Source organism: Alteromonas sp. 5NW40-0090 (assembly GCF_057552975.1).
On the sequence record NZ_BAAJLT010000014.1, the window covers coordinates 139,971 to 165,759 of the forward strand.

Sequence of the window (25,789 nt, forward strand, 5' to 3'; positions counted from 1 at the left end):
ATTGATGATTGCTGTAAAACAAAGATCAACAAGCCCTAGTGCTAACAACTATTTATAATCACTTTTGTCATTACTTGGTTGTAACGCGCTTACGTTTATCTACCTATAACTATAACGACAATAAAATAGCTACAGAGCGTGAACGAAAACACCGATGAACCCTACATCTAAGGATACCTTTTTACATGTCAGATTTTAGACAACGCGCACTCGACTATCACGCCAAACCCACACCTGGAAAAATCCGCGTAGAGCTATCTAAACCTGCCGATAGCGTGGACGACCTTGCTCTCGCCTATAGCCCAGGCGTTGCCGAGCCGGTCAGAGAAATAGCCGAAGATGCAGATAACGCCTATAAATACACGGGTAAAGGAAACCTGGTTGCCGTTATCAGTAACGGAACCGCGATTTTAGGATTGGGTAACCTAGGCCCACTGGCATCGAAACCTGTTATGGAAGGTAAAGCCCTTCTGTTTAAACGCTTTGCTGGACTGGATGCCATTGACATTGAAGTGAAGCATCGTACGACCGAAGAGTTCATTAATACGGTAGCGAATATCGCCGATACATTTGGCGGCATTAACCTAGAAGACATTAAAGCGCCTGAATGCTTTGAGATTGAACAAGAGCTAATTAAGCGCTGTAAAATTCCAGTATTTCATGATGATCAGCACGGTACCGCTATTGTAACCGCAGCAGGTATGCTTAACGCGTTGGAGATTCAGGGCAAAAGCATAGAGAGCGCTAAAATTGTGTGTATGGGGGCCGGTGCAGCAGCGGTCGCTTGTATGGAACTGCTTATTAAGTGTGGTGCCCAGCGCGAACGTATTTATATGCTAGACAGAAAAGGCGTTATCCATACTCGTCGCGAAGACTTAACTGAGCACAAAAAGCTATTTGCTAACAATACTGACAAGCGTACGCTTGAAGATGTAATGGAAGGTGCGGATATCTTTGTTGGTGTGTCTGGGCCGGATGTTTTACCACCAGAAACACTGGCCTTGATGGCTGAAAACCCAATTGTATTTGCATGTTCTAACCCAGACCCTGAGATAAAGCCTGAACTTGCTCACGAAGTACGTAAAGATCTTATTATGGCCACTGGACGTTCGGACTACCCTAACCAAGTAAACAACGTACTGTGCTTCCCGTTTATTTTCCGTGGCGCGCTAGATGTTCGTGCAACGGCCATCAACGATGAAATGAAAGTAGCAGCAGTAGAAGCCCTTCGTGCTATTACGAAAGAGCCTGTACCAGAGGAAGTATTAGCTGCGAGTAAAAGTGATAGCCTGACATTTGGTAAAGAGTACATTATTCCTAAACCTATGGATCCGCGTTTATGCGAGCGTATTGCTACCGCCGTGTCTAAGGCTGCTATTGAATCTGGTGTTGCACGCGTACCTGAAAGCCCAGAAGAATAAAATTCTGGCGCATAAGGCAAAAAAATGGTGGGGCTAGTGCTCAACCTTTATTTGCTACAAAGTGCGCTTAGAGAATACAAGTACATAAAAAACGGCGCCGTGTTGTAGGTTATCAACTAGCAATAACTTACAACAAAGCGCCGTTTCTCTTTAATACTAAATATCAGTCGTCTTCCGACACATCGTTTTCGAAGCTAGGGTCAATACCCATTTCTTCCATAATACGTCTTGCTTCAGCCGGCACGCGATTAGGATTGTCTTTACGCAAGTCATCATCGTTAGGCAAAGGTTGCCCGGTAAATGCGTGTAAAAACGCCTCGCAAAGCAATTCCGAATTAGTGGCGTGACGCAAATTATTGATTTGGCGGCGGGTACGCTCATCAGTAAGTGCTTTAAGCACATTAATAGGTATAGAGACAGTGACTTTCTTTACCTGCTCGCTCTTTTTCCCGTGCTCTGCGTAGGGGTGAATATATTTACCGTTCCATTCTGCCATTGTACTAACTCGGTCTACTCTTTTTTATATTATGAAGAGAAATTCTAAACAAGTTCACGAAAAGGTCAATTGAGCAGTGTAAACCTCTTGACGTCTAGACATATATTCTTTAATTTAGACGTCTAAACGTCTATAAGAATACATTTTTGAGAGTAAAAGCCATGGTTTCTTACGCACAAGGTATCGATGCATTAAACCAGTCCCTGTCGGAACTGCGTGATATTGATGTATCTTTTGAATTTTTTCCGCCTAAAACGGAAGCCATGGAACAGACCTTATGGAAGTCTGTTGAACGCCTAGCGCCACTAAAGCCAAGCTACATGTCGGTAACCTACGGCGCGAATAGCGGTGAACGTGACAGAACCCACGACGTAGTTAAGCGCATTCAGCAGCAAACCGGTGTAGCAGCTGTTCCTCACTTGACCTGTGTTGATGCTAGCCGAGATGAACTTAAACAAATTGCTAAAGACTACTGGGATTCAGGCATTCGCCGTATTGTTGCGCTTCGTGGCGATTTACCGCCAGGGGTAGAGAAAACAGAGATGTACGCCTCTGATCTTGTTGCCTTGCTAAAAGACGTTGCCGATTTTGATATTTCTGTTGCCGCCTATCCAGAGAAGCATCCAGAAGCGCCAAATGCACAGTTTGATTTGCTAAACCTAAAGCGAAAGGCAGAAGCAGGCGCTACAGAAGCGATTACCCAATTCTTCTTCGATACCAGTGTTTACCTTCGATTTAGAGACCGTGCAGCTGCAGCTGGTGTCGACTTAGATATAGTTCCGGGTATTTTGCCGGTAACTAACTATCAAACATTAGTGAAATTTGCAGGGTTTACAAACGTGCATGTGCCGGGATGGTTGCACAAAATGTTCGACGGCCTTGATGCCGACGACCAAGCCACCCGTAACCTGATAGGCGCTAACATTGCCATGGACCAAGTAAAGGTATTGGCTAAAGAAGGGGTGAAACACTTCCATTTCTATACCTTAAACCGTAGTGAATTAAGCTACGCCATCTGCCACATGCTGGGCGTGCGTTCAGGCGCTTAATAAATAACAATTATCACAAGGGTGATGTCATTTTTGCATGATTCACTTCACAAAAGGCGCAATCAATGCGCCTTTGCTGTTTTAAACCTGCATTAAACTTTGCCACCAAGGCCGCCCGCAGTTACCATCTGATATACATGTATTGAACTATCGATGCCTTATATCAGTCCGCATTGATAAGGCCGCGCTATTCATCTTTTACAAGGTATCGTCAGGAGAAATTGAGTGGATTTAGACAAGGTTAAAACCTTATATAACAATGTTACTCCTCAGGTTAGAGATCTCTTTAGCATTTTCATAAAGCGCTGTAGAGAAGACAATATTACTATTTCTGCTGGGCACTTAGCCTATGTAACCTTGTTATCTTTGGTGCCATTTATAATGGTGACTTTCACCATTATGTCAGCTTTCCCTGCTTTCGCTTCGGTAAGAAGCAAGCTAGAGCATTTTATATTTAGCAATTTTGTTCCCACCGCCAGTGATGTAGTGCATAAATACATGACCGATTTTGTGGGCAACGCCTCGCAAATGAGCGCTATTGGTATTTTGTCGCTGCTGGTCGTTGCGTTAATGCTTATTTCAAATGTAGATAAAACCCTTAATAGAATTTGGCGTACGCAAAGTGACAGACCTATTGTGTATACCTTTGCTATCTACTGGATGGTGATCACCTTGGGTCCTATGCTTATTGGTTCTAGTGTGGTAGTTAGCTCTTATTTGACAGGTCTTGCGGCTTTCACAGAAGAATACACACCTGGACTGGGCACTTTCTTACTTAGTCTTGTACCTAGCGGCGCTGCCATGCTTGCTTTCACCATTTTATATATGGTGGTGCCGAATAGAAGAGTATTTGCTCGTCACGCATTGGTTGGTGCGATCGTAGCTACTGTCGCTTTTGAAATAACGAAGTCAGGCTTTGCGCTATATGTAACAAACTTTCCTTCATACGAGCTTATATACGGCGCGCTTGCGGTGGTACCTATCCTATTTTTATGGGTGTATTTGTCGTGGATCATTGTGTTGTTTGGTGCTGAATTTACCTGCAGCTTAGGTGAAGCTTTTGAAAACCGAAAAGCAGAAAACGAACCGCGCAAAGTCCCTCAAGAATAATTAGCCCTACAAGTTTAAAATAAAAAAGGGAGCCGCTGGCTCCCTTCGTGTCTATCTCTGCCCAAAAGCTAGTTTTTCATTGAAGAAATAAACGCATCAGACTCAGCAATCGCTGAATTCATTTGTCTGATAAGCTGGGCAACGTTGTTTTCAATAGTAGAAAGTTCGCCCTGCAGTGCGCCAATCGCGCTGGCATTTAGATTGTGCTTTAAGTACAGCACATTATCTTGAAGCGCGCTTAACACCGGCGGCATTTTGCTTTCTGCTTTGCGCATAGCCGTCATTAACGAAGCGTAACGACGCTTCGTTTCGCGAAGCTTTGCTGCACTATCACGCTTGAGCGAGGCGTTTTCGTACTTTTCGAGTTCATCCGACCACTCATCAAACAAAGCTTCAGCAACGCTTTCTACTTTATCAATACGTGAACTCACTTCTTCTGAAGCGGCAACGCTGTCTTCGTACTGACCATTCAAGCGGTTGTAAACGTCTTCTAACTCTCCGCCATCGAACGCAACTGCCGCACTAAATGCTTCTAATGCAGAATTAAACTGCTCCTGTGCGTCTTCCTGCGATTCTTTTGCGTTTTCAACCCGGTCAACTAGGATATCGCGCTTTTCAACGCCCACCTTTTCCCATGCTGCGTAATATGCAGACTGACACCCACTAAGGGCAAGCATAGCAACAAATGCTGATGCGATTAACTTCATGCGGTTACTCCACCTCTAAATCGTGCTGCGCTTATAATACAAATTAAATGCAGAAGGGCACCTAAAGGCCAAAAGACGATGGCAAGCACAACCGTTGCAGCTAAGGCATAACATACGCCCACGGTTACGAAAAAGAACAATGCGCCTAAAATTCTACCTTGGACTAGGTGACCTAACCCGGGAATAAAGAAGTTACAAATTGCGGCAATTACATTACCGCCCGATCCTTGACCTGCCATATCAACATCCTCGCATTTATGACTATAATATGATTAGCTAGCACGTAATGACACTTGTTCTATAGTATAGACTTAGCGTTAATCGCTTATTTAACAAGCAAAAGCAGCGTTGAAGCAGTCAGCACGCAAACGTTTGTATAACAATAAACTAAACTAAAACAGGCACTCACACAACGCGCAGAAACAAAATGAAACGACTTTACCCCGATGTTACCTACTATGAAAATGGATTTATCGAAGTGGGAAGTGGGCATTCGCTTTACTTCGAGCAAAGTGGTAATCCAAACGGCATCCCCGTCCTTTTCATTCACGGCGGGCCTGGCGCGGGTTTACCGCCTAATTACAAATGCTTTTTTGATAGCAACAAGTATCGAATAATAGGTTATGAGCAACGCGGCTGTGGCCGTTCCACCCCCGCTGCCGATACACTTAATAACGATACATGGTCCAATGTTGAAGATATTGAAGCGCTTCGAACGCACCTCTCAATACCTAAATTCCTATTGTTTGGCGGTTCGTGGGGGTCAACACTCGCACTGCTTTACGCGTTAAAGTACACGCCGCGAGTGACAGGACTCATTCTACGTGGCGTATTTTTAGCTCGACAGGAAGACAGGGATTGGTTTCTATCGCCAAATGGCTGTGCAGCTCAGTTATTTCCCGAGTACTACCGTAAATTCACTAAGGATGTGCCAACACCAATCACTTCCAGCGCAGTCTGCAGTTTTTATAGCGCAATGGTACGTTCGAGCAACGATGTATTACGTCACGCAGCGTTAAAACGCTGGTACCAGTGGGAAGAGCGGTTATCCCGTGTTACTTTACCGCCAGGCGTTGGAGACTCTACAACTAATTATCCTATGCAGCTAGTCACTTGCCTTGCAACCCTAGAGTGTCATTTTTTGTCTAACCAATGTTTTTTAGATGAAAACTATATTCTTGATAACATTGAAAAAATAAGCCATATTCCGGGCACTATCATCCACGGTCGCTACGATATGATTTGTAAAACTGAAGCCGCTGAAACCCTTCACAAAGCATGGCCTCAGAGTCAGTTGCAAATTATACCCGATGCTGGGCATAGTACATCTGAACCCAGCATAGGTTATGCGCTTTGCCGTGCCACTCGCGACATGTCACGTTTTATTCAGGAGTCATCTAAGTGATAGGACTTATCCAACGAGTATCAGAAGCCAATGTCACCGTTGACGGCAATATTATTGGCGAAATTGGTCAAGGCATGCTGGTACTTTTAGGTGTTGAGAAAAAAGACAGTGAAGCGGAAATAGAAAAACTGGCGAATAAACTCTGTCGGTATCGTATGTTTAGCGATAAAGATGGAAAAATGAATTTAAATATTGAACAAGTCGATGGAGAGATATTGGTGGTTTCCCAGTTCACTCTAGTCGCAGATACCCAAAAAGGTAATCGTCCCGGGTTCTCTCGCGGCGCATCGCCAGAGCATGGCCAAGCTATTTATGAAAAGTTTGTGCAAGCACTAAAAAATAAAGGTATGAAAGTAGCCACAGGTGAGTTCGGTGCCGACATGCAAGTTGGCCTAATCAATGACGGCCCCGTTACCTTTCAATTTAGTGTTTAGCGGGGAAATCGTACGCTTAGTCAGCATTCCAAACTTGCTTACATAATTAAGCTTGTGCCTCATGTGTTCTTACGTTTAAATACTTGTTCATTCATTTAAGAAGGCTGGTTTATTGTGTACAAGGTAGTTACGCCAAAAAGCGACGCCGAATTTGAAGCCTATTTCCATTTTAGATGGGAGCACTTACGTCAGCCATGGAATTTTCCTCCCGGCTCTGAAAAAGACGAATATGAGCAAGTCGCAGAGCACCGTATTATCACCAACCGAAATGGCGAAATTGTAGCTTGTGGCCGTGTGCATTTGAACACCGCGGAAGAAGCACAAATTCGGCATATTGCCGTGCATCCGGGGCACCAGCGTAAAGGTTTAGGCCAAATGATCATGGCCGCACTTGAAAACGTAGCCAAAGACTTGGGTGCCGAGCGCGCCGTAACCAACAGTCGCGAAATATCTATCGACTTTTTTAGCGCATGTGGCTTTGAAGTTGAGCGTGAAGCTCCTAACGAGCTTGGTATGCTCAAGCGTCAGCAAATGGTTAAGAAGTTTACTGATAGCAATACCTTAGTGCTACACCCTAAATGGTGCAAATCGCTACAGGAAACATGGTCTGAGACCATTCCCATCACCGAGCATATGGGGATTAAGCTTTACCAATACACAGGGCGCACACTAGAGACACGTGCTTCTTTGAATAAGAATATTAATATTCACGGCACTATGTTTGCGGGCAGTATTTTCTCTTTAGCCACATTAACAGGCTGGGGCATGATTTACCTTCAGCTAAAAGAGCGTGGATTAGACGGTGACATTGTATTGGGCGATGGCGATATTCATTATCATAAGCCCATCACGATGAAGCCAAGGGCAATCTGTAATATTGAAACCTTGTCTGGAAAATTCAAACCGCTAGAAAACGACAACAAAGCGCGTTTTGAATTAAGCGTAGCAATTTTGGATGGCGACACCCCTGTGGCGGAATTTGAAGGTGTATTCTACGTACTTCCCCCTTCTAAAAACGAAGAAGAGTAGCGTTATGGTTTCACGCGTCACCAAAAACAAAAAACACTCATAAAAAAAGCGCCGTTCAGGCGCTTTTAGCAAAGTGAAGCTGGTTATAAGCTATATACTTGGTGCACTAAGCGACCATAGCTGCTTGAAGCTTTTTCATCGCGTTCTTTTCAATTTGACGAACACGTTCAGCAGATACTTGATACTTATCCGCTAAGTCTTGCAGCGTGATCTTGTTGTCTGCTAACCAACGAGTTTCGATGATATCTTGGCTACGCTCGTCTAGCGTTTTTATCGCTGAGTATAAGCGCTTGCTAGCAGCTGTATCCCAGTCATTATTAATTACGTCAGTTTCAACGTCTGAAGATTTGTCTTCCAGATAGTGAACTGGCGCAAAATTGCCTGTTTCATCTTCGTCAGCAGTTAAATCAAACGCCTGGTCTTGAGAGCTCATGCGCGCTTCCATTTGAAGCACTTCTTTTGTACTCACACCCAGTTCGTTCGCTACAGTTTGTACTTCATCGTGCGTGAACCAACCAAGACGCTTTTTCGCCTTACGTAGGTTAAAGAACAGTTTACGCTGCGCTTTGGTAGTCGCAACTTTTACTATTCTCCAGTTTTTAAGTACAAACTCATGAATTTCTGCTTTGATCCAATGTACCGCGAAAGAAACCAAACGTACGCCCACCGTTGGGTCGAAACGCTTAACGGCTTTCATCAGACCAATGTTACCTTCTTGAATTAAGTCGGCTTGTGGTAAGCCATAACCTGAGTAAGATTTTGCAATGTGCACTACAAAACGAAGGTGTGACATTACTAGCTTACGAGCGGCTTGTAAGTCTTCGTCTTCGCGAAGGCGCACTGCCAACTCGCGCTCTTCCTCAGCGCTAAGCATATCAATGCTGCTTACAGCTTGGATGTAGCCTTCAATGCTACCGCTGTGTGGCACTGACAGGGCCATAGATTGCAAATTGTTGCTCATTGTTCACCTCATTTATTGCCGCTTCATATTAGCAAAGTAACCGAAGCTGCGCGAGACCTAATTAAGATATGAAGTCTAACCGATATGTAGGTATAGTGACTATTTCTACAATATCAAGACCCAAATTAAGAAAAAAAGTTCAACTTTACTAATTAAGCGTCGTTTACGTTTGCTAGGTAATGTATTAGGTCAGCCAAATCGAATGCTTGTGCTATTCGCTTCACCTACCAGTCCGCTAAACATCATTGTAGCCTGACAACCATTACAAGCTTTTGGTCAGTCATTCAACCACGAAAGCATTATACTTTAATTACATGCCTGAGTGGGAAAGCTAATCTCACTGAGATGAATTTAAACGAATATTGTTCGTTCGCTACCATTCAATAATGGAGGGTTAGTGCCTTCCCAATTTCAACATTATTTGATACTTCAACGGCTATTAACGGCGCGAAAAAAGAAGTCTTATTTTATACCTTGCTTTTCTCTCTGGAAATTGAAAATATTAGATTGAATTAATCGATTTTGCACTACGACCGCTGCATAGCATTTTCCAGACAAGAACAATTAAAGACTGGAAGGGAAATTCTTAAGGAAAGGAGTAAGGCAAGTAAAGCAAAGAGGAACTTCATGTTTGCTTACGTCGCTAGACAGCCCATATTTGATGTAAACCGAGAAGTTTACGCTTACGAGTTACTTTTTCGCGTTGGCGAGGAGAACTGTTTCCCTAATATTCCTCCTGATGAAGCAACCTCGAAAATACTGACATCTACTCACCTAAGCTTGGGTATCGAGGAAATTACTGGGGATAAAAAAGCTTTTATCAATTTTCATCGTGATACCCTGATGTTCCGCTTTCCTACTTCATTAGATGCTGACAAAGTGGTTATTGAGATTGTTGAGACGGTAGATGTAGATGACGCTCTAGTTGCGGCGTGCAAGCATATTCGCGGCCTTGGATACCCAATAGCGCTAGACGACTACGACATGAAAGGGAAATGGGAAGCCTTTATTCCTTTTACCAGCGTAGTAAAAATTGATATTACCGAAATTCCTCACGATAAGATCCCTGCTTTAATTGAGCGATTTAAATCATATAAAATTAAGCTGGTTGCTGAAAAAATTGAAACCTATGATGAATTTAATAAATTCAAAGATATGGGCTTCGACTACTTCCAAGGTTACTTCCTTGCTAAACCGGAAATTGTAAGGCATAGGAAATTAGGCCCAAGCAGCTTAACCATGATGGAACTGCTTACTTTAAGTAGCCAAGCAAAACTGAATTTCGATGAGGTCAACAGAATCATTGAAAGAGACCCTTCGCTAACCTACTTACTGCTGCGTTTTATTAACAACCCTATGGTTAATAAGCGCCATAAGATAACGTCATTAAAACATGCTTTAACCTTTATGGGTGAAATAGAGGTGAAGAAATTTATTTCTTTACTTGCTTTGGCCAATTTAAGCGACGGGCAGCCTAGTGAGCTAATGCAAATGGCGCTGGTTCGTGCAAAGTTTTGTGAACTGGTATTTACTCAACTTAAAGGCTCAGATAACCCACTAAAAGGCTTTCTTACTGGGCTACTGTCTCTGCTCGATGCAATGATGGAGCAGCGCATCGACGATTTGGTGAGTAAAGTGCCTATCAGTGATGATGTAAAGAACGCACTTTGTGGCACACCGGGCATGTTGCGTAATTGTCTAACGCTTGTTCAATATTTTGAGCGAGCAAAATGGGCTGGTATTCAACAGTTTGCTAATAAATACGATATAAAGCAAAGCATATTGCACAGCTATTATAACGAAGCTATTAAGTGGGCAAAACACATTCATAGCTCGACAATGAAAGATGAATAGCCAATGCATCAACCCTGCATCTTGGTAAATTTATCATTGAATTCTTGTTAGGTAACGCCTACATATCATAGACTAGGGTTTAGGCTTATTATTACCTAAGCCCATCAAATACCAATAAAAACGTTGTTAAACCATGTTGCCTCAGGAATAGATTATGTTCGCGTTCATAGCTCGTCAGCCTATTTTAGACAAAAGCAAAAGTGTATTTGCCTATGAACTGTTATTTCGAGACGGTAAGTCTGGCGCCTACCCAGAGCACAGTGAAGAAAAAGCGAAATATATTTCTGAACATTTCCATCCATTAGGATTAGATGATATCAGCGGGGAGAAAACATCGTTTATTACGTTCTCTTCCGACACAATTATTTCTCGTTTCCCAACGTCACTTAACCCTGAGTCGGTTGTGGTTGAACTAGCTGACCCAACGGATAATATGAGCGGTCTATTCGAAGCCTGTCAGCACATAAAACAACTTGGGTTTAAGCTCGCTATTGACGATCCTATGATGGTGGGTTCAAAACACGATATATTCCCGCTTATCGACATCGTAAAAGTAGACGTCACCAAAACACGCTTTGAAACAATCGAAAAGCATATTCCTCGCTATCACGATGCAAATGTTCAGCTAGTTGCCGAACAGGTTGATACGCAAGACAACTTCACTACTTGTGTAGACCTAGGGTTTGACTTCTTCCAGGGTTATTTCTTTTCCCAGCCTGAAGCGCGAATACTGAAGCAGCTTCCTGCCTCTAAAATGAATATTGTAGATTTGATGGGTGAAAGCTCTAGTAGTGATTTTAACATTGAGCGCATTAGCCAAATTATCGAACGCGATGCTACGCTGAGCTTCTTGTTATTAAAATTCATAAACAACCCCACAATCAATAAACGCTACAAGATCACGTCACTTAAGCACGCACTCAATTACATGGGTGAAGTAGAGATTAAGAAATTTATCGCGCTGTTGAGTTTAACCAACTTAGGCGACGAGAAACCTCTTGAAATCATTCATATGTCGCTTGTACGCGCTAAGTTCTTTGATTTACTTGCCGAGCGAAGAGGCATCAAAAACAACCCGCCAATATCATTTTTAGTAGGGCTGTTCTCGTTACTTGAAGGGTTACTTGACCAATCTATGACTGACATAGTGAAACAACTGCCGCTGTCCGATGAAGTTAATGACGCATTACTAGGCAAAAACCTGGAAATGAACAACTATATGACCCTTGTCCGCGCGTTCGAAAGTGCACTGTGGATGAACGTGATAAAACAAGCCAAGATGCTAGATATTGACCAAAAACAACTGCATATGCTGTACAACCAAGCGATTACATGGGGTAACGGCGTACGCAGCGCTATTTCATCACACTACCCGCGCGCTATCGCTTAACCGCTGGCACGTGTAATGCGAGCTTTGGGCTTGCGATACTTATTGAGGCTCTATCTCTCTCACGTGACGCTGCACAGAAATAAGCGAGCCGAGTAATCCAAGCAAAACAGACAGCCCAAGCATAATGAGTAATGCCGAACCGGTTAGCCCAGTAATATTGAAATCTTTTTGATACATAGCGGCGAACGTCGTTATGCTGCTATCCATCCCCCAAAGAATGATGATTACGGCAAACCACGCCATTAAACCACCCAATAAACCATACCAGAAGCCTGTATATAGGAAAGGGCGATGAATAAATGCATCGGTAGCCCCTACCAACTTCATTACCACAATTTCATCGTACTTATTGAGAATGTTTAAGCGGATAGTGTTTCCGATAATGAGTACCACAGCAATAAACAAAAGTAGGCCAATTAAGGTGACTAGATCCCTCGCGATATCAATAACCGCATACAAGCGCTCTAACCATTCGATATCAAGTTTGCCAACGTCAACCTCTCGTTGCTGGCGCAGCTTGTCTAACAGCGCTTTCGCGGCTGTCGGTGACGCATGCTTTTCATTTGGCGTTACTAGCACCACATCAGGCAGTGGGTTTTTCTCTAGATAAGCAATAGCATCTCCAAGTCCAGACAAGTGTTGAAACTCTTTAAGTGCATCGTCGGCAGGAATGTAAACTACGCTATCTATCTCAGACCATGTATTTAATCTAGCCACCAGCTGCTGAGAGCTTGCCGCATTAATATTAGGCTTTAAAAAAAGGGAAATCTCCGATGCCTGATCCCAACCAGCAGTAATTTTCTCCGTATTTTTTACCATGATATAAAGTGTGCTCGGCAAAGTTATGCTTAAACCCAGTACACCAATTGTCATTAACGAGGCTAAAGGCTGTCGCCATAGTTCTCCAAGGCTAGACAAGGCTTGTCGCACATGGCTAACGAAAAACATGATAACCGATTGTACCATGCCTACTTTTGCTGAAGATGCCCCTTGGGCGCGACCTTTAAATAAAATGCTCACGACCACTCTCCTTCACCATCAATTGAACCCGCGCTGCCCATATCGTCGGTTAAACCATCAGTAATCATTTGCCCGTTTTTAAGAGTGAGCGTGCGATAGCGCATACGAGCAATCAAGCCCAAGTCGTGAGTTGCTATAAGCACCGATACTCCCGCCTGATTGAAATCTTCGAACAAGCGAATAATTTCCATTGAGAGTTTAGGGTCGAGGTTACCCGTTGGCTCGTCCGCTAGCAGTAACGGGGGTTTATTCACGACCGCTCGCGCAATACCCACTCGTTGTTGTTCCCCACCAGAGAGCGTAATAGGCAGGCAACGAGCTTTGTCTCTAAGGCCTACCATTTCAAGAGCGGCGTCTACACGCTTGCGAATTTCTTTATGGGTGTACCCTTCAATGACAAGAGGTAAAGCCACGTTGTCAAAAACCGATTTATCCATTAACAGCTGGTGACTTTGGAAGATCATCCCGATATCGCGGCGAATGTAGGCAATATCTCGTCGGGTAATAGCGTTAAGGTCGTGGCCATTAATAAGAACGCGCCCTACTGTAGGGCGCTCCATTAGGCTGATAAGTTTAAGTAGCGTACTTTTTCCTGCACCTGAGTGCCCTGTTAAAAAGGCCATTTCACCCGGGGCGATATGAAAATTAACCTTACTTAGCGCGCGTTGCCCGCCTGGATAGGTTTTGCTTACCTGCTCAAACTTTATCATTATTGTTCCCTACCGCTTTGCTGGTTTTAGCTTTCAGGTGTGTCCATTTCGCTAAACAACGCATCAATAAATTCTTGTCCGTCGAACTGGCGTAAGTCATCAATACTTTCGCCGACACCTATGTACCTTATAGGAATTTTAAACTTATCGGCAATAGAGAATATAACACCGCCTTTTGCTGTGCCGTCTAACTTGGTTAGCGTGATTCCTGTTAAGCCCACGGCTTCATTAAACAACTTAGCTTGGCTAATCGCGTTTTGCCCAGTCCCTGCGTCTAATGTAAGCATAACTTCGTGAGGCGCGTTCGGATTGATTTTCTTCATTACGCGAACCACTTTCTTAAGCTCTTCCATCAAGTTGTTCTTATTCTGCAAACGCCCTGCGGTATCAGCAATAAGGATGTCTGTGCCACGCGACTTCGCGGCTTCTAGCGCATCATAAAGAACCGACGCACTGTCAGCACCCGTGTGCTGAGCGATAACCGGAATATCGTTGCGCTCGCCCCACACTTGAAGCTGTTCAACTGCTGCAGCTCTAAATGTATCACCCGCAGCAAGCATCACTTTCTTGCCTTCCTGCTGGAACTGCTTTGCCAGCTTACCAATAGTCGTGGTTTTACCTACACCATTTACGCCGACCATTAAGATAACGAACGGGCCTTCACTGGAATCATGTGCTTTCATGACTTCAGAAAGAGGCTGATTCACTTGAGACAACATGCCCGACATTTGCTGCTTCATGATGTCCAGCAAGGCCTCTGCATCTTTAAGGTCTTTACGAGAAGCGCTATCAGTTAGATGATCGATGATTTTTTGCGTGGTATCCATGCCCACATCAGCGACTAAAAGCTGTGTTTCAAGGTCTTCATACAGCTCGTCATCAATGGTTTTGCCTTTAAACAGGCTAACAATACCGCTGCCTAGGTTCTCTTTTGTACGAGATAGGCTTTCTTTCAAACGCGCAAATAGCGACTTTTTCTCTTTCGGCTTTTCTTCAGCCTTTGCCTTAGCGCGGGCTTCTTCTTCCGCTTGGGCTTTTGCCTGTGCTTCAGCCTCTGCCTTTGCGCGTGCTTCTTCTTCCGCTTGGGCTTTCGCCTGCGCTTCAGCCTCTGCCTTAGCGCGCGCTACTTCTTCCGCTTGGGCCTTCGCCTGTGCTTCAGCCTCTGCCTTTGCACGAGCTTCTTCTTCCGCTTGGGCTTTCGCCTGTGCTTCAGCCTCTGCCTTTGCGCGTGCTTCTTCTTCCGCTTGGGCTTTCGCCTGCGCTTCAGCCTCTGCCTTTAAGCGAGCTTCTTCCGCTTGGGCCTTCGCCTGTGCTTCAGCCTCTGCCTTTAAGCGAGCCTCTTCTTCCGCTTGTGCCTTCGCCTGTGCTTCAGCCTCTGCCTTTAAGCGAGCTTCTTCCGCTTGGGCCTTCGCCTGTGTTTCAGCTTCTGCCTTTGAGCGAGCCTCTTCTTCCGCTTGTGCCTTCGCCTGTGCTTCAGCCTCTGCCTTTAGGCGGGCTTCTTCTTCCGCTTGGGCTTTTTGTTTCTCTGCTTTCTTGTTCTTATTGAACCAGCCAAAAAGTTTCGACATCGTTAGGACAAATCCTTATAAATTCTTAGCAAATTCGGCTACACTTGCCGCCTAATGTATGAACGCATGATACCATTGTCAGCCACTATGAAGCGAGTTTCTCGCCCTACTCGGGCACCATCTTCTGCAAAAAAACGTCTTTCAACGAAAAATGAGAAAATAAAAGGCGTAAATAGCCCTGGGCAAATACGCATTATTGGTGGTCAATGGCGTGGTAGAAAGTTACCCGTACTTAATGCAGAAGGGTTACGGCCAACCACAGATAGAAATAAAGAAACCTTATTTAATTGGTTGATGCCTTTTATCAACGATGCACGCTGCTTAGATGTTTTTGCGGGTTCTGGTGGGTTGGGCTTAGAAGCATTGTCTCGCTATGCCGCACATTGCGATTTTATAGAACTCGATAAACAAGCGGCAAGTCAACTTCAGAGCAATCTTACATTGCTAAAAGCAAACGATCAGGCATCGGCTGCTGTCCATCAAGGTGATGCACTCGGTATTTTAAGCGGTATTAGCACAACACCTTACGACATTGTTTTTGTCGACCCGCCATTTGCAAAATCATTAGTCGCGCCTACGCTTGCAGCGTTAGAGGACAACAAACTTGTTCAAAGCGGTAGCGTGGTGTATTTAGAGCACGAAAGTGCGCTAACAACGCCCGCTCTTCCCGGCCATTGGCAGGTTATTAAAGACAAGCAAACGAGTGCGCTGCGCTATATGTTAATTGAGGTAAGCTGATTGACGTAGCGCAGTTGAGCTTGAATTCGCTGTGAGTTTTGGCTAAACACTCGGCATGCAAAACAAAAGGCGCCAGAGAAAAAGGCGCATGAACTACACATGTACATGCACGAAGCCTAGCAATAGTTTTAGCTAGGCTAATCTCACATCGTTAATTTATTGAAGTTCGAGACCAATATTTGAGATACCAGCTTCCAAGGCAAGGGCTTTCATCTCATCTGCCGCTTTCGCTGGGTACTTAGCTTGCTCAACATAATCAAGCAGTTCGTTTTGTACCTCAACTTCAAACGCCATCAACGGGTGCTCTTTTACGGTCTCGTCGTCCGCCTCTTCACTTTCTAGTAAATAGGCTTCAACACTGCCTTGAGACAATTTACTGATCACCACCGCACCTTGTGGATCGTCTCCCGCCATCAAGTTAAGAAGCCCGGCTAACCCAATCGCCGCATCTATGGCCGGATAAACGCCGTAATTGTCGTGTTCGCTGGTGTCGGGCGTAGCAACTTCCACTTTCTCTAGCTGTACAGCAATATTAAATTTACTTTTAGGAGACTTCAGCGTTTCCCACACTAAGTTTAAACAGTTGCGCAGTGCACTTGCGTCGCCGCTTTCTGTCAATTCGCAAAAAAGCGTGTAGTTGGGCAACATTCGCTCTAGTAAGGCCGCTCCGAATGCAACGGCTTTCCAGCCTTCCAAGGCGCGAACACGCCCAAAGGTATTAAGTTTTTGCTTTGCCATTTATAGGGCTCCAGTGGCATGCATGAAATATTTGGTAACGCCATCAAGAAGCATTTGAATGGCGATCATAACAAGGATCATACCCATTAATCGCTCCATCGCAACTAGGCCACGTTCCCCTAAAATTTTATGGAATACATTTGAGAATAATAAGATCACTGCGCTAATAGACCACGACGCAGCCAGCGCAATCGACCAGTCCACCATTCTGTCTGGCGCTTGATTAGCTAGCAGAATTAATGCTGCTAGCGTTGAAGGGCCAGCAATCATAGGAATAGCAAGAGGCACTAAAAAAGGCTCTTCCCCCACCGCGAGTCCACTTGGATTACCAGACGACGGAAATATCATCTTAAGCGCGATAAGAAATAAAATTATGCCTCCGGCAATGCTCACGGTTTCCTGCTCCACATTTAAAAAGTTGAGCACTGATTGGCCGCTAAATAGAAATAAAAATAAGATACCAAGGGCGAATAACAACTCACGGATGAGAATAAATTGGCGTCGTTTCGGCTCAATCGATTTAAGCACCGACATGAAAACCGGCAGGTTACCGAGAGGATCCATGATCAGAAAGAGCATAACGGCAGCGGACCAAGTATCCATTTATTTTCTGTCTCCGATGAAGAGCGTGAACTCAGTTTAAGCATAAACCCAAGAGTATAACTCAAGATGCATGCTGAAAGATGGTTTTGGCGCGCAATGGTAAACCAAGCGATGAGAGTTAAAAACACCTTTTAACATTCTGTGGCTATTCTTTATCGCGGTTATACCAGTCCGTATAGGTAGTTACCCACTTAGCGTGATTTTAAATATTTATGATTGCGGCGTGTTACCGCAGCTATAGTAGCGCTATATCTAGGTGACATAACAAAAGAATCGCTAAAAAGACTCGAAAAAAAGAAAAAATAAGCTTAACTAAAACAATAGAGAGCAGCATTAGGTAGTTGCAGGAAATAGTTACACCCGCGATGTTTCTTGTAGACGTTACACAAGGCGCAACATTCTATCATAACCAGTTGCTTGGAATTTTGTTCGCCTTTTAGGTAATGTCATAGGAACAGCGCTTCTGATGTAATGATAAAAGATGTTCAGCTTTGTCCAAAGCAGAGGCCTTGTTAATACAAAACAATAACTATAACAATCAGAATAGGAAAAATTGCAATGAGTTTGATGACAGTTAAAGAAGTGGCTGCATTTTTAGGGGTTCAAGAGGTACGCGTAGAACGTCTTGAGCGCGAAAGCCTTTTGGTTTCGAAAGATAAAGACACCGACGGTAATCCACTTTTCGATAGCGGCGATGTTGAACGCTATAAAACCTTGGCCGAGCGCTTAGGCGGCATCTAATTTACATAAGAAAGGCGTGATTTTTTTGCAAAATCACGCCTTTTTATCCCTAGCGCAGAACTACGTGAGTTCGAGTAACGCTACTCGCTTTTAAGCTGCGCAATCACGTTGTATAAAACGCGAGTTGGGAATGTCGTAAAAGTTGAAGTCAAAAACAAGCAGCGTTCGACGGCCATTCACACCGCCGAGAGCTGCTCTTTTATGCGCTAAAGTCTTTTAGCATTCTCGCGATTGAGCGAATGCCTTTCGCTGTAGCCCCTACCGGCATTTCAGAGGTAGCCCCGCCATGGTAAGCCGCAGCTAAATCTAAATGTACCCAGCCTTCTGGCTTAACAAAGCGAGATAAGAAGCCCGCAGCGTTTGACGCACCGCCACCGCCGCCACCTTTCATCGGGCGACTATTTGCTGTATCGGCAAACGCAGACGGACAGCGCTCTGCGTGAAAATCTTCAAGAGGTAGTGGCCAAAAACGTTCGTTTTCTGCCTTTGCTGCTTTTAGCATTTGTTCGCGTGCATTATCATCTAACGAGAATACGCCATGATAGTCAGAACCCAGTGCAACCACTGCTGCACCGGTTAACGTTGCCGCATCAATAATTAGCGGTGCGCCCGTCTCAGTTGCCGCCATTAGGCCGTCTGCCAATACTAAACGTCCTTCTGCATCGGTATTAACCACTTCAACGGTTACCCCGTTTTTGTAGGTAAGCACATCACCCAACTTATATGCGTGACCGCTGATAAGGTTTTCTGCACAGCACAAAATAAGCTGAATACGCTTTTCACTGCCTTGAGAAATAGATAGCCCTAATGCCCCAGTAACAGTCGCTGCGCCGCCCATGTCACACTTCATATCTAACATACCTTCGCTAGATTTAATGCTGTAGCCACCGCTGTCGAACGTGATGCCTTTTCCAACTAGCACAGCATCAACGGGCGCATCTGCGTTACCTGTTGGGTTGTAATCAAGTACCAGCATTGCAGGCGGACGTTCACTTCCTCGGCCTACATTGTAAATGCCAATCCAGCCCTGCTCTTTCAGGTCTTCACCTACCGTCATTGAGTAAGTGACCTTGTCACCACCTAGTGACTTAAGCCACTGTGCTGCTCGTGTTGCTAAGGTTTCAGGGCTTAAGTCTTCTGGCGTTTCGTTTACCAGCTGGCGGGTAAATAGTAACGCCGCATATTCTTGCTCTAGCGCTTCTTTGTCAGCCGTCTCGGCCCATTTTATTGATGCTGGTTTGCGTGCGCGCGTGAAGCTAAGTGCAAAGGCCCACTGCTGCTCTTTGTGCCAATCACCGCTTAGCGTGACTGCTGGCAGGCTTAAGCCATCTAGCTTTCTTGCCGCTTGCTGAATTAAACGTTCATTAAGCTTGTCGTCAGGCAGGTGAATAACTGCACCTGATCCAGTGAAAGAAAGCTTAGCACTTTCGCCCCACACTGCTTCAGCCCTGTTTACTGAAAGGCTAACGGTAAATTCTGCCATCGCGTTTTATTCCTTATTACATCGTTATATTATTGCTAAGCGCTTTTTGCGCTTGCATAAATGTTTGTTACTCTTTGGCGCCTTATATAATGCGCGTGTAGTACGCTCACCGCATACGCTTTGTTCGCCAAGTGCATACGCTATAAATGCTCGTTCATAAGCACAAATATAATTCATGTGAAATACACCAGTGTGTTTCACCTACATTCAGAAAAAAGGCGATACATGAAGTTTTCACCTTCCTTATTACGCGGCACCCTAATAAAAAGGTACAAGCGATTTCTTGCCGATGTTGAGTTAGACGACGGTACCATTGTAACCGCACACTGCCCTAATACCGGTGCTATGACTGGCTGTGCTGTGCCGGGTTACACCGTTTTTTTAAGTGAGTCTACCAACCCTAATCGAAAGCTTAAGTATACATGGGAGCTAGCCCAAACCTTCGACGGTCACTTTATCGGCATTAATACGCACAATGCTAATAAACTGGTGGCGGAAGCGCTAGATAACAAGGTGCTGAGTGAATTTTCAGATATAACTAATTGGAAAGCAGAAGTAACACCTCCAACCGCCAATAGCCGATTCGACTTTGCGTTAACACGTAAAAATTTTGAACATCAGAGTGTTACTGAGTATATGGAAGTTAAATCCGTCACCTTAGCTGACAAGAATAAAGGGTTCTTTCCCGATGCAGTCACTCAACGCGGCGCGAAGCACTGCTTGGAGCTTGCTCGGTTAGCGCAAAGCGGCATAAAAACAAGCTTGTTATTTTGCGTTCAGCATACCGCAATAGAAAGCGTTCAAGTGGCTGGGCATATTGATCCAACTTATGCAGAAAGCGTAAAGATTGCCGCTAACGCTGGTGTAAGGGTTTTAGCGGCAAGCTGTATAATAGACGAACAAAAAATCCTATTAAATCAAACACTCCCTTTGATTTCGTAAAAAATAGGTTGATTTTTTTCATTTCGGCTTCATATTTGCGCCTTGTTTTAGTGGGAGAACGCACTAATGCGTTTGCTGGTAGCCAGCGGTTTAAATGAAAAACACCTGGCTATTTTATGAATGCAATACACCAGCATAATAATTACATAGACACGATTGATTGCCTGAAGTTGTCGAGTCTGATATAGATATCGGTCCAATCAGGACAAGATGGATGTCGTAGTGTAGGAGATGTGGCAGATGCCAACAGGAAAAGAAACAAAATCCCTAGGACTATTAGCGCTGGCAGGTCTACAGCCGTATGAGCCTAAAGCTGACGAAGAGTACATGGGCGAGCCCCAAATGGAGCACTTCCGTCTATTGCTTAAAGCATGGCGCAACCAGCTTCGTGAAGAAGTTGACCGTACAGTAACGCACATGAAGGATGAAGCAGCAAACTTCCCTGATCCTGTAGACCGTGCAGCTCAAGAAGAAGAGTTCAGCCTTGAGTTACGTACACGTGATCGTGAGCGTAAGCTAATAAAGAAAATTGAAAAAACGCTTAAGCGAATTGAAGAAGATGATTTCGGCTTCTGCGATTCATGCGGTATCGAAATTGGTATTCGTCGCTTAGAAGCGCGTCCTACAGCAGATTTATGTATCGACTGTAAGACCATGGCTGAAATTAAAGAAAAACAACTTCAAGGTTAAGTTACACACCTCGATTACGTTGATATAGAAAGCCTCATCCCGAAAAGATGGGGCTTTTTGTTAAGCCTTTATTATGCATAATCACTATGTAGGGCGTTTTGCTCCCTCTCCATCAGGCCAACTCCATTTCGGTTCGTTAGTTACCGCTGTTGCCAGCTACCTGGATGCTAAGAGCCATAGCGGAAAATGGCTGCTTCGCATGGAAGATATAGACGAGCCGCGCTGTATTAAAGGTGTAGATAAAGACATACTCACTACCCTAGAAGCCCACGGCCTGTATTGGGACGGCGACGTCATCTATCAAAGCCAACAACACGCCCGCTATCAAGCGGTTCTCGATGACTTGCTTTCACAAGAAAAAGCCTATTTTTGTACCTGCACACGTAAGCAAATTAAAGCCATGGGCGGTGTTTATAACGGCCACTGTCGAACTGAGCCAGTGCACTCCACCACACAGGATTGTGCAGTTCGTTTAAAAGTAGATACGCAACTTGAAGCCTTTGATGATGTGCTTATGGGCAAAGTTATGCCCTCTAATTCAAGTACTGATTTAATAGCGGAAGACGTAGTGCTGAAACGACGAGATGGCTTATTTTCGTATAACCTTGTCGTGATTTTAGATGACGTATTTCAGCAAGTTAACCATGTCATTAGAGGGTGTGATTTAATTGATGTCACGCCATTACAGCGCGCAGTATACCGCACGCTGGGTTACACTCCCCCTGAATACGGTCACGTGCCGGTCGCTGCCGTGGCGCCAGGCAGAAAACTAAGTAAACAAAACCGTGCAGCGCCGGTTAAAAACGAAACAGCTTTAGATAATCTCGTGCGTGTGATGCACTTTTTAGGCTTTTCCTTTCCAAATGCGTCAGAATTTGGTGATATTGATTCGGCGCTTAAGACGGCTATTTCAATGTGGGATAGGAAAAAAGTAGTGAAAACACCCGAAATTATTGTTCCACAGCATGAATCCACTTATTATAGCGAACCTTTATAGTCTGCGGAGATACCATCATCATTCATCGTGTTTTTAAATCTGTTAAGCGCGCTTTTTCAAAAGAGAGTTCGTCTCCTAACGCTTTGAAGCCAAGGACTATGACCCGTGGAGAACACGGTATATCTCGCGAAGACGTAAGCGCAAATGCATTGAAAGTAATGTATCGCCTTAATGGAGCTGGCTTCGAATCCTATTTGGTAGGGGGCTGTGTACGCGACATTTTGATGGGTCACGAACCAAAAGACTTCGATGTGGTGACGAACGCCACACCTGAACAAATTAAAGGCTTATTCAGAAATTGCCGCCTTATAGGCAGGCGCTTTCGCTTAGCTCACATTGTTTTTGGTCGAGAAATTATTGAAGTTGCTACTTTTCGTGGGCATCACCAAGAGTCCGACGAAGACGAAGATCTGCCTAAGGGCAAAGCTATAGCAAAGCGTGACGCACATGGTCAGTTAGTACGCGATAACGTATTTGGCTCTATCGAAGAAGATGCTGAACGCCGTGACTTTACCTTTAACGCCATGTATTACAGTGTGGCCGACTTTACGGTGAAAGACTTCGCGAATGGCCTAGCCGCTATAGAAAAACGAGAAGTTGAGCTTATTGGCGACCCAGAAACTCGCTACCGTGAAGATCCAGTACGCATGCTGCGTGCGGTGCGCTTTGCCGTTAAGCTTGGCATGCGCATAGAAGCGAAAACCGCTGCGCCAATTAAATCTCTGGCCAACCTTTTACAGAACATTCCACCTGCGCGCTTGTTTGAAGAAACCCTTAAACTGTTTTTATCGGGTAAGGGAGAAGAAACTTTCTTAATGCTGCACGAATACGGCTTAATAGAGCCATTATTCCCTCAGCTTACGCCGTTTTTAAAAGATGAAAGCAGCCGAGAAATGCAGTTTGTACGTCGCGTACTTGCCAATACCGATGAACGCATTAACAACGATCAGCGTGTCACACCAGCTTTCCTATATGCAGCCTTGTTGTGGTATCCGGTCGAAGAGCAGTCTCAACGCTTGCAAAGCGAGTCTGGCTTAAACGCTCACGATGCATTTAACATTGCATCAGGCGAGGTAATCGCACGTCAAACACAACGTATTATGATCCCTAAACGCTTCTCTACCGTGGTTCGGGACATCTGGATTTTACAGCAACGTCTACCTAAACGCTTTGGCCGTCGCGCTTTCCAATTGCTTACGCACCCTAAATTTAGAGCAGGCTATGACTTTTTGCTTGCCCGAGGCCAAATTGAAGGTGGCGATCTATTAGAGCTAGCTCAGTGGTGGACGCACTTCCAGCACGCTGACAACGGTAAGCAGAAAGGCATGCTTAACGCCCTTCGAAAAAACGAAGGCGGAGCAAAAGGTGCCCCGCGTAAGCGCAAGCGTAAACCAGCGAAGCGAGGTCCTGATGCATAAAGAACATGTGTACATTGGTGTAGGTAGCAACCTCGGCGATAGCCAAGGAAAAGCTCAGCGCGCGTTTGATGCGATAGGTCAAATCGAAGACACCCGCGTACTTAAAACCTCTTCACTTTATTCTAGTAAACCGATGGGGCCGCAAGACCAACCTGACTATATTAACGCGGTATGCTTAATAGAGACCTCGTTGAAGCCACACGGATTACTGAAGCAGCTGCAACGCATAGAGCTAGAGGAAGGTCGCGAGCGCAAAGGTGAGCGCTGGGGTCCGCGCACCTTGGATTTGGATATTTTATTGTACGGCAGCGAAACCATCGACACCGCAGACTTAATCATTCCCCATTACGGCATGGCAGAACGCGAGTTCGTAATGGTGCCGTTGTTTGAAATTGCGCCCACTATGGTTATGCACGACGGCAAACCTATATCAGCGTGGGTCGCTAACTGCTCCTTAGACGGACTTAGTCGACTGCGCGACTTCCAATTAGCGGCAAAATCCGTATAGTTCGCCACACGATATCAACAATATCAATCTGAGACATGTCATGAAGAAAGTAACTGTATCTGGCTTGCTTAAGAAAAAGCAGTCCGGGGAAAAGATCACCTCTTTAACCGCTTACGACGCCAGCTTCGCCAAAATGTTCGACGAACAAGGCGTGGACGCCCTGCTTATCGGCGACTCTTTAGGCATGGTTCTTCAAGGTGAAGACGACACCCTACCGGTAACCATAGATGACATTGCTTACCACACGAAAAGTGTGCGTCGCGGCACTGAACGCGCCTTCGTATTAGCCGATATGCCGTTTATGTCTTATGCCACTCCTGAGCAAACCTACGCCAATGCAGCAAAACTCATGGCTGCCGGTGCAAGCATGGTTAAGATGGAAGGTGGAAGCTGGTTGTGCGACACCATTAAAGGCTTAAATCTGCGCGGCGTACCTGTGTGCGGCCACTTAGGCTTAACGCCTCAGTCAGTGCACGTATTCGGTGGGTTTAAAGTGCAAGGCCGCGAAGCGAGCCAGGCTGAAAAACTGCTAAGCGAAGCAAAAGCACTGGAAGAGGCGGGTATTCAGTTATTAGTGCTTGAGTGCGTGCCTTCATCACTAGGCAAAGCGGTTAGCGAAGCGCTAACCATACCGGTAATCGGTATTGGGGCAGGCAAAGATACCGACGGTCAAATTTTGGTGATGCACGACATGTTTGGCATCAGCGCGAACTACATGCCGAAGTTCTCAAAGAACTACCTTATAGAGACCGGCGATATGCGCAAAGCCGTATCAAAATATATTGAAGATGTGCAAAGCGGTGCGTTTCCATCGGCAGAACACAGCTTCGAGTAACGAGGTAAATTATGAAGGTGGTTGATAGTATTTCGGCATTGCGCGACATCGTAACTACGTGGCGACGCAATGGTGAAACCGTAGGTTTTGTTCCGACTATGGGCAACCTGCATGATGGTCATCTTAAACTAGTAAAAAAAGCGAAAGCGCACAACGACAAAGTGGTAGTTAGCATTTTTGTTAATCCCATGCAGTTTGGTGCGAACGAAGATTTAGACGCTTATCCACGCACCATTGAAGAAGACAAAGCTAAGCTTATTTCCGTGGGTGCAGATGCCGTGTTTCTTCCTAGCGTGGCAGAAATGTATCCAGCAGGTCTAGATGCGCAGACATTCGTTGAAGTACCCGGTATTTCCGACTCTCATTGTGGCGCCAGTCGTCCAGGCCATTTTCGCGGTGTCGCTACCGTAGTCACCAAGCTTTTCAACATGGTTCAACCAGACGATGCGTTTTTTGGTGAAAAAGACTTCCAACAGCTACAGGTTATTCGCGCGTTAGCTCGCGATTTGTCGATGGCAGTGAAGGTTCACGGTGTGCCTACTGAGCGCGAAACGTCAGGCCTGGCAATGAGCTCTAGAAATGGCTACCTCACAGACGCAGAAAAAGCGACGGCGAGTGCTATTTTTGCAGAAATGCAGCGTATAAAAGCGGGTATAGAAGGCGGTAACACCAACTTTGTTGAGCTTGAAAACATTATGGTCAGTAATCTTGAAGCGAAAGGCTTTAAGAAGGACTACTGTCAGGTAGTTAACGCCGCCACCTTTGAACCGGCTAGCGACAGCGACAAAAAGTTAGTTTTACTGGTTGCTATGTTTATGGGTAAGACGCGCTTAATTGATAATATGCAAATTACGCGAGATTAAGTGTAATACCAATCCTCGCGGATAATTTCGAACTACAAAAGAAAACGCCCGATGCATTACTCCTAAACAGAGCCTGTAT

The 25,789-nt window shown here is 45.0% G+C and carries 27 protein-coding genes; 17 read left to right on the forward strand and 10 right to left on the reverse strand.

The annotated features are described in order from the left end of the window. Positions 1–185: 185 nt before the first annotated feature. Positions 186–1,421 (forward strand): malic enzyme-like NAD(P)-binding protein, encoded by a 1,236-nt coding sequence (locus tag AC27KT_RS17290; RefSeq protein WP_487132020.1) that lies wholly within the window; start codon positions 186–188, stop codon positions 1,419–1,421. A 163-nt stretch (positions 1,422–1,584) separates the two neighbouring features. On the opposite strand, the gene metJ is transcribed toward AC27KT_RS17290, so the two are convergent. Beyond that, complete coding sequence (gene metJ / locus AC27KT_RS17295) at positions 1,585–1,917, reverse strand: met regulon transcriptional regulator MetJ (protein WP_014950979.1); 333 nt, start codon at positions 1,915–1,917, stop codon at positions 1,585–1,587. A 161-nt stretch (positions 1,918–2,078) separates the two neighbouring features. Here metJ and metF point away from each other — a divergent pair, with 161 nt between their 5' ends. Together metF and AC27KT_RS17305 are read left to right on the forward strand one after the other, a co-directional pair. Continuing rightward, positions 2,079–2,966: a methylenetetrahydrofolate reductase gene (metF, locus tag AC27KT_RS17300; RefSeq protein WP_014950980.1), complete on the forward strand. Its 888-nt coding sequence runs from the start codon at positions 2,079–2,081 to the stop codon at positions 2,964–2,966. Positions 2,967–3,191: 225 nt separating this feature from the next. After that, positions 3,192–4,076 carry a virulence factor BrkB family protein gene (locus tag AC27KT_RS17305; RefSeq protein WP_487132023.1) on the forward strand — a complete coding sequence of 295 codons (885 nt, stop codon included), beginning with the start codon at positions 3,192–3,194 and terminating at the stop codon, positions 4,074–4,076. Positions 4,077–4,144: 68 nt separating this feature from the next. Here AC27KT_RS17305 and AC27KT_RS17310 read toward each other — a convergent pair whose 3' ends face one another. Beyond that, positions 4,145–4,783, reverse strand: coding sequence for a DUF2959 domain-containing protein (locus tag AC27KT_RS17310; protein ID WP_487132025.1), 639 nt, complete (start codon positions 4,781–4,783; stop codon positions 4,145–4,147). Next, positions 4,780–5,022: a hypothetical protein gene (locus tag AC27KT_RS17315; protein WP_039217956.1), complete on the reverse strand. Its 243-nt coding sequence runs from the start codon at positions 5,020–5,022 to the stop codon at positions 4,780–4,782. The genes AC27KT_RS17310 and AC27KT_RS17315 overlap by 4 nt, the downstream gene beginning before the upstream one ends. 188 nt (positions 5,023–5,210) lie before the next feature. On the opposite strand from AC27KT_RS17315, the gene pip reads away from it, so the two are divergent. From pip to AC27KT_RS17330, 3 genes are all read left to right on the forward strand, one after another. After that, on the forward strand, positions 5,211–6,188 hold the full coding sequence (pip, locus tag AC27KT_RS17320; protein ID WP_487132027.1) for a prolyl aminopeptidase: 978 nt from the start codon (positions 5,211–5,213) through the stop codon (positions 6,186–6,188). Beyond that, positions 6,185–6,622, forward strand: a complete 438-nt coding sequence (gene dtd / locus AC27KT_RS17325; protein WP_039217962.1) for a D-aminoacyl-tRNA deacylase — start codon at positions 6,185–6,187, stop codon at positions 6,620–6,622. The genes pip and dtd overlap by 4 nt, the downstream gene beginning before the upstream one ends. 114 nt (positions 6,623–6,736) lie before the next feature. After that, complete coding sequence (locus tag AC27KT_RS17330) at positions 6,737–7,651, forward strand: bifunctional GNAT family N-acetyltransferase/hotdog fold thioesterase (protein WP_039217964.1); 915 nt, start codon at positions 6,737–6,739, stop codon at positions 7,649–7,651. 106 nt (positions 7,652–7,757) lie between these two features. Here AC27KT_RS17330 and rpoH read toward each other — a convergent pair whose 3' ends face one another. Then, positions 7,758–8,612: an RNA polymerase sigma factor RpoH gene (gene rpoH, locus AC27KT_RS17335; RefSeq protein WP_487132030.1), complete on the reverse strand. Its 855-nt coding sequence runs from the start codon at positions 8,610–8,612 to the stop codon at positions 7,758–7,760. Positions 8,613–9,239: 627 nt separating this feature from the next. On the opposite strand from rpoH, the gene AC27KT_RS17340 reads away from it, so the two are divergent. Together AC27KT_RS17340 and AC27KT_RS17345 are read left to right on the forward strand one after the other, a co-directional pair. After that, the gene (locus tag AC27KT_RS17340; RefSeq protein WP_487132032.1) at positions 9,240–10,466 is read left to right on the forward strand and encodes an EAL and HDOD domain-containing protein; all 1,227 of its coding nucleotides are present in this window, start codon (positions 9,240–9,242) and stop codon (positions 10,464–10,466) included. Between the two features lie 154 nt (positions 10,467–10,620). After that, entirely contained in the window at positions 10,621–11,856 is a 1,236-nt protein-coding gene (locus tag AC27KT_RS17345) for an EAL and HDOD domain-containing protein (RefSeq protein WP_487132034.1), read from the forward strand. A gap of 39 nt (positions 11,857–11,895) precedes the next feature. Here the strand turns inward: AC27KT_RS17345 and ftsX are convergent, their stop codons facing one another. The 3 genes from ftsX to ftsY are packed head-to-tail and all read right to left on the reverse strand — an operon-like array spanning position 11,896 to position 15,154. Further along, positions 11,896–12,876 (reverse strand): permease-like cell division protein FtsX, encoded by a 981-nt coding sequence (ftsX, locus tag AC27KT_RS17350; RefSeq protein WP_487132037.1) that lies wholly within the window; start codon positions 12,874–12,876, stop codon positions 11,896–11,898. After that, positions 12,873–13,586 carry a cell division ATP-binding protein FtsE gene (gene ftsE, locus AC27KT_RS17355; RefSeq protein WP_487132039.1) on the reverse strand — a complete coding sequence of 238 codons (714 nt, stop codon included), beginning with the start codon at positions 13,584–13,586 and terminating at the stop codon, positions 12,873–12,875. The genes ftsX and ftsE overlap by 4 nt, the downstream gene beginning before the upstream one ends. A 26-nt stretch (positions 13,587–13,612) precedes the next feature. Continuing rightward, positions 13,613–15,154, reverse strand: a complete 1,542-nt coding sequence (ftsY, locus tag AC27KT_RS17360; RefSeq protein WP_487132041.1) for a signal recognition particle-docking protein FtsY — start codon at positions 15,152–15,154, stop codon at positions 13,613–13,615. 66 nt (positions 15,155–15,220) lie between these two features. On the opposite strand from ftsY, the gene rsmD reads away from it, so the two are divergent. Beyond that, entirely contained in the window at positions 15,221–15,892 is a 672-nt protein-coding gene (gene rsmD, locus AC27KT_RS17365) for a 16S rRNA (guanine(966)-N(2))-methyltransferase RsmD (protein WP_487132043.1), read from the forward strand. 156 nt (positions 15,893–16,048) lie between these two features. Here the strand turns inward: rsmD and AC27KT_RS17370 are convergent, their stop codons facing one another. Beyond that, entirely contained in the window at positions 16,049–16,630 is a 582-nt protein-coding gene (locus AC27KT_RS17370; RefSeq protein WP_039217981.1) for a YjaG family protein, read from the reverse strand. Continuing rightward, complete coding sequence (locus AC27KT_RS17375; RefSeq protein ID WP_025257557.1) at positions 16,631–17,233, reverse strand: YhgN family NAAT transporter; 603 nt, start codon at positions 17,231–17,233, stop codon at positions 16,631–16,633. It abuts the gene before it with no gap. A gap of 558 nt (positions 17,234–17,791) precedes the next feature. Between AC27KT_RS17375 and AC27KT_RS17380 the strand changes: the two genes are divergently transcribed. Then, on the forward strand, positions 17,792–17,974 hold the full coding sequence (locus AC27KT_RS17380; RefSeq protein WP_014950994.1) for a hypothetical protein: 183 nt from the start codon (positions 17,792–17,794) through the stop codon (positions 17,972–17,974). A gap of 199 nt (positions 17,975–18,173) precedes the next feature. On the opposite strand, the gene pepB is transcribed toward AC27KT_RS17380, so the two are convergent. Then, positions 18,174–19,457: an aminopeptidase PepB gene (gene pepB / locus AC27KT_RS17385; RefSeq protein ID WP_487132046.1), complete on the reverse strand. Its 1,284-nt coding sequence runs from the start codon at positions 19,455–19,457 to the stop codon at positions 18,174–18,176. Between the two features lie 225 nt (positions 19,458–19,682). Between pepB and sfsA the strand changes: the two genes are divergently transcribed. From sfsA to panC, 7 genes are all read left to right on the forward strand, one after another. After that, positions 19,683–20,399 (forward strand): DNA/RNA nuclease SfsA, encoded by a 717-nt coding sequence (gene sfsA, locus AC27KT_RS17390; RefSeq protein WP_487132048.1) that lies wholly within the window; start codon positions 19,683–19,685, stop codon positions 20,397–20,399. Positions 20,400–20,639: 240 nt separating this feature from the next. Continuing rightward, the gene (gene dksA, locus AC27KT_RS17395) at positions 20,640–21,089 is read left to right on the forward strand and encodes an RNA polymerase-binding protein DksA (protein WP_025257553.1); all 450 of its coding nucleotides are present in this window, start codon (positions 20,640–20,642) and stop codon (positions 21,087–21,089) included. A 73-nt stretch (positions 21,090–21,162) separates the two neighbouring features. Beyond that, positions 21,163–22,086, forward strand: a complete 924-nt coding sequence (gene gluQRS / locus AC27KT_RS17400; RefSeq protein WP_487132051.1) for a tRNA glutamyl-Q(34) synthetase GluQRS — start codon at positions 21,163–21,165, stop codon at positions 22,084–22,086. Between the two features lie 98 nt (positions 22,087–22,184). Next, entirely contained in the window at positions 22,185–23,504 is a 1,320-nt protein-coding gene (gene pcnB, locus AC27KT_RS17405) for a polynucleotide adenylyltransferase PcnB (RefSeq protein WP_487132053.1), read from the forward strand. Next, the gene (gene folK, locus AC27KT_RS17410) at positions 23,497–24,012 is read left to right on the forward strand and encodes a 2-amino-4-hydroxy-6-hydroxymethyldihydropteridine diphosphokinase (protein ID WP_487132055.1); all 516 of its coding nucleotides are present in this window, start codon (positions 23,497–23,499) and stop codon (positions 24,010–24,012) included. The genes pcnB and folK overlap by 8 nt, the downstream gene beginning before the upstream one ends. Before the next feature lie 40 nt (positions 24,013–24,052). Continuing rightward, entirely contained in the window at positions 24,053–24,847 is a 795-nt protein-coding gene (panB, locus tag AC27KT_RS17415; protein ID WP_487132057.1) for a 3-methyl-2-oxobutanoate hydroxymethyltransferase, read from the forward strand. 11 nt (positions 24,848–24,858) lie between these two features. Next, positions 24,859–25,710, forward strand: coding sequence for a pantoate--beta-alanine ligase (gene panC, locus AC27KT_RS17420; RefSeq protein ID WP_487132059.1), 852 nt, complete (start codon positions 24,859–24,861; stop codon positions 25,708–25,710). Positions 25,711–25,789 lie beyond the last annotated feature (79 nt).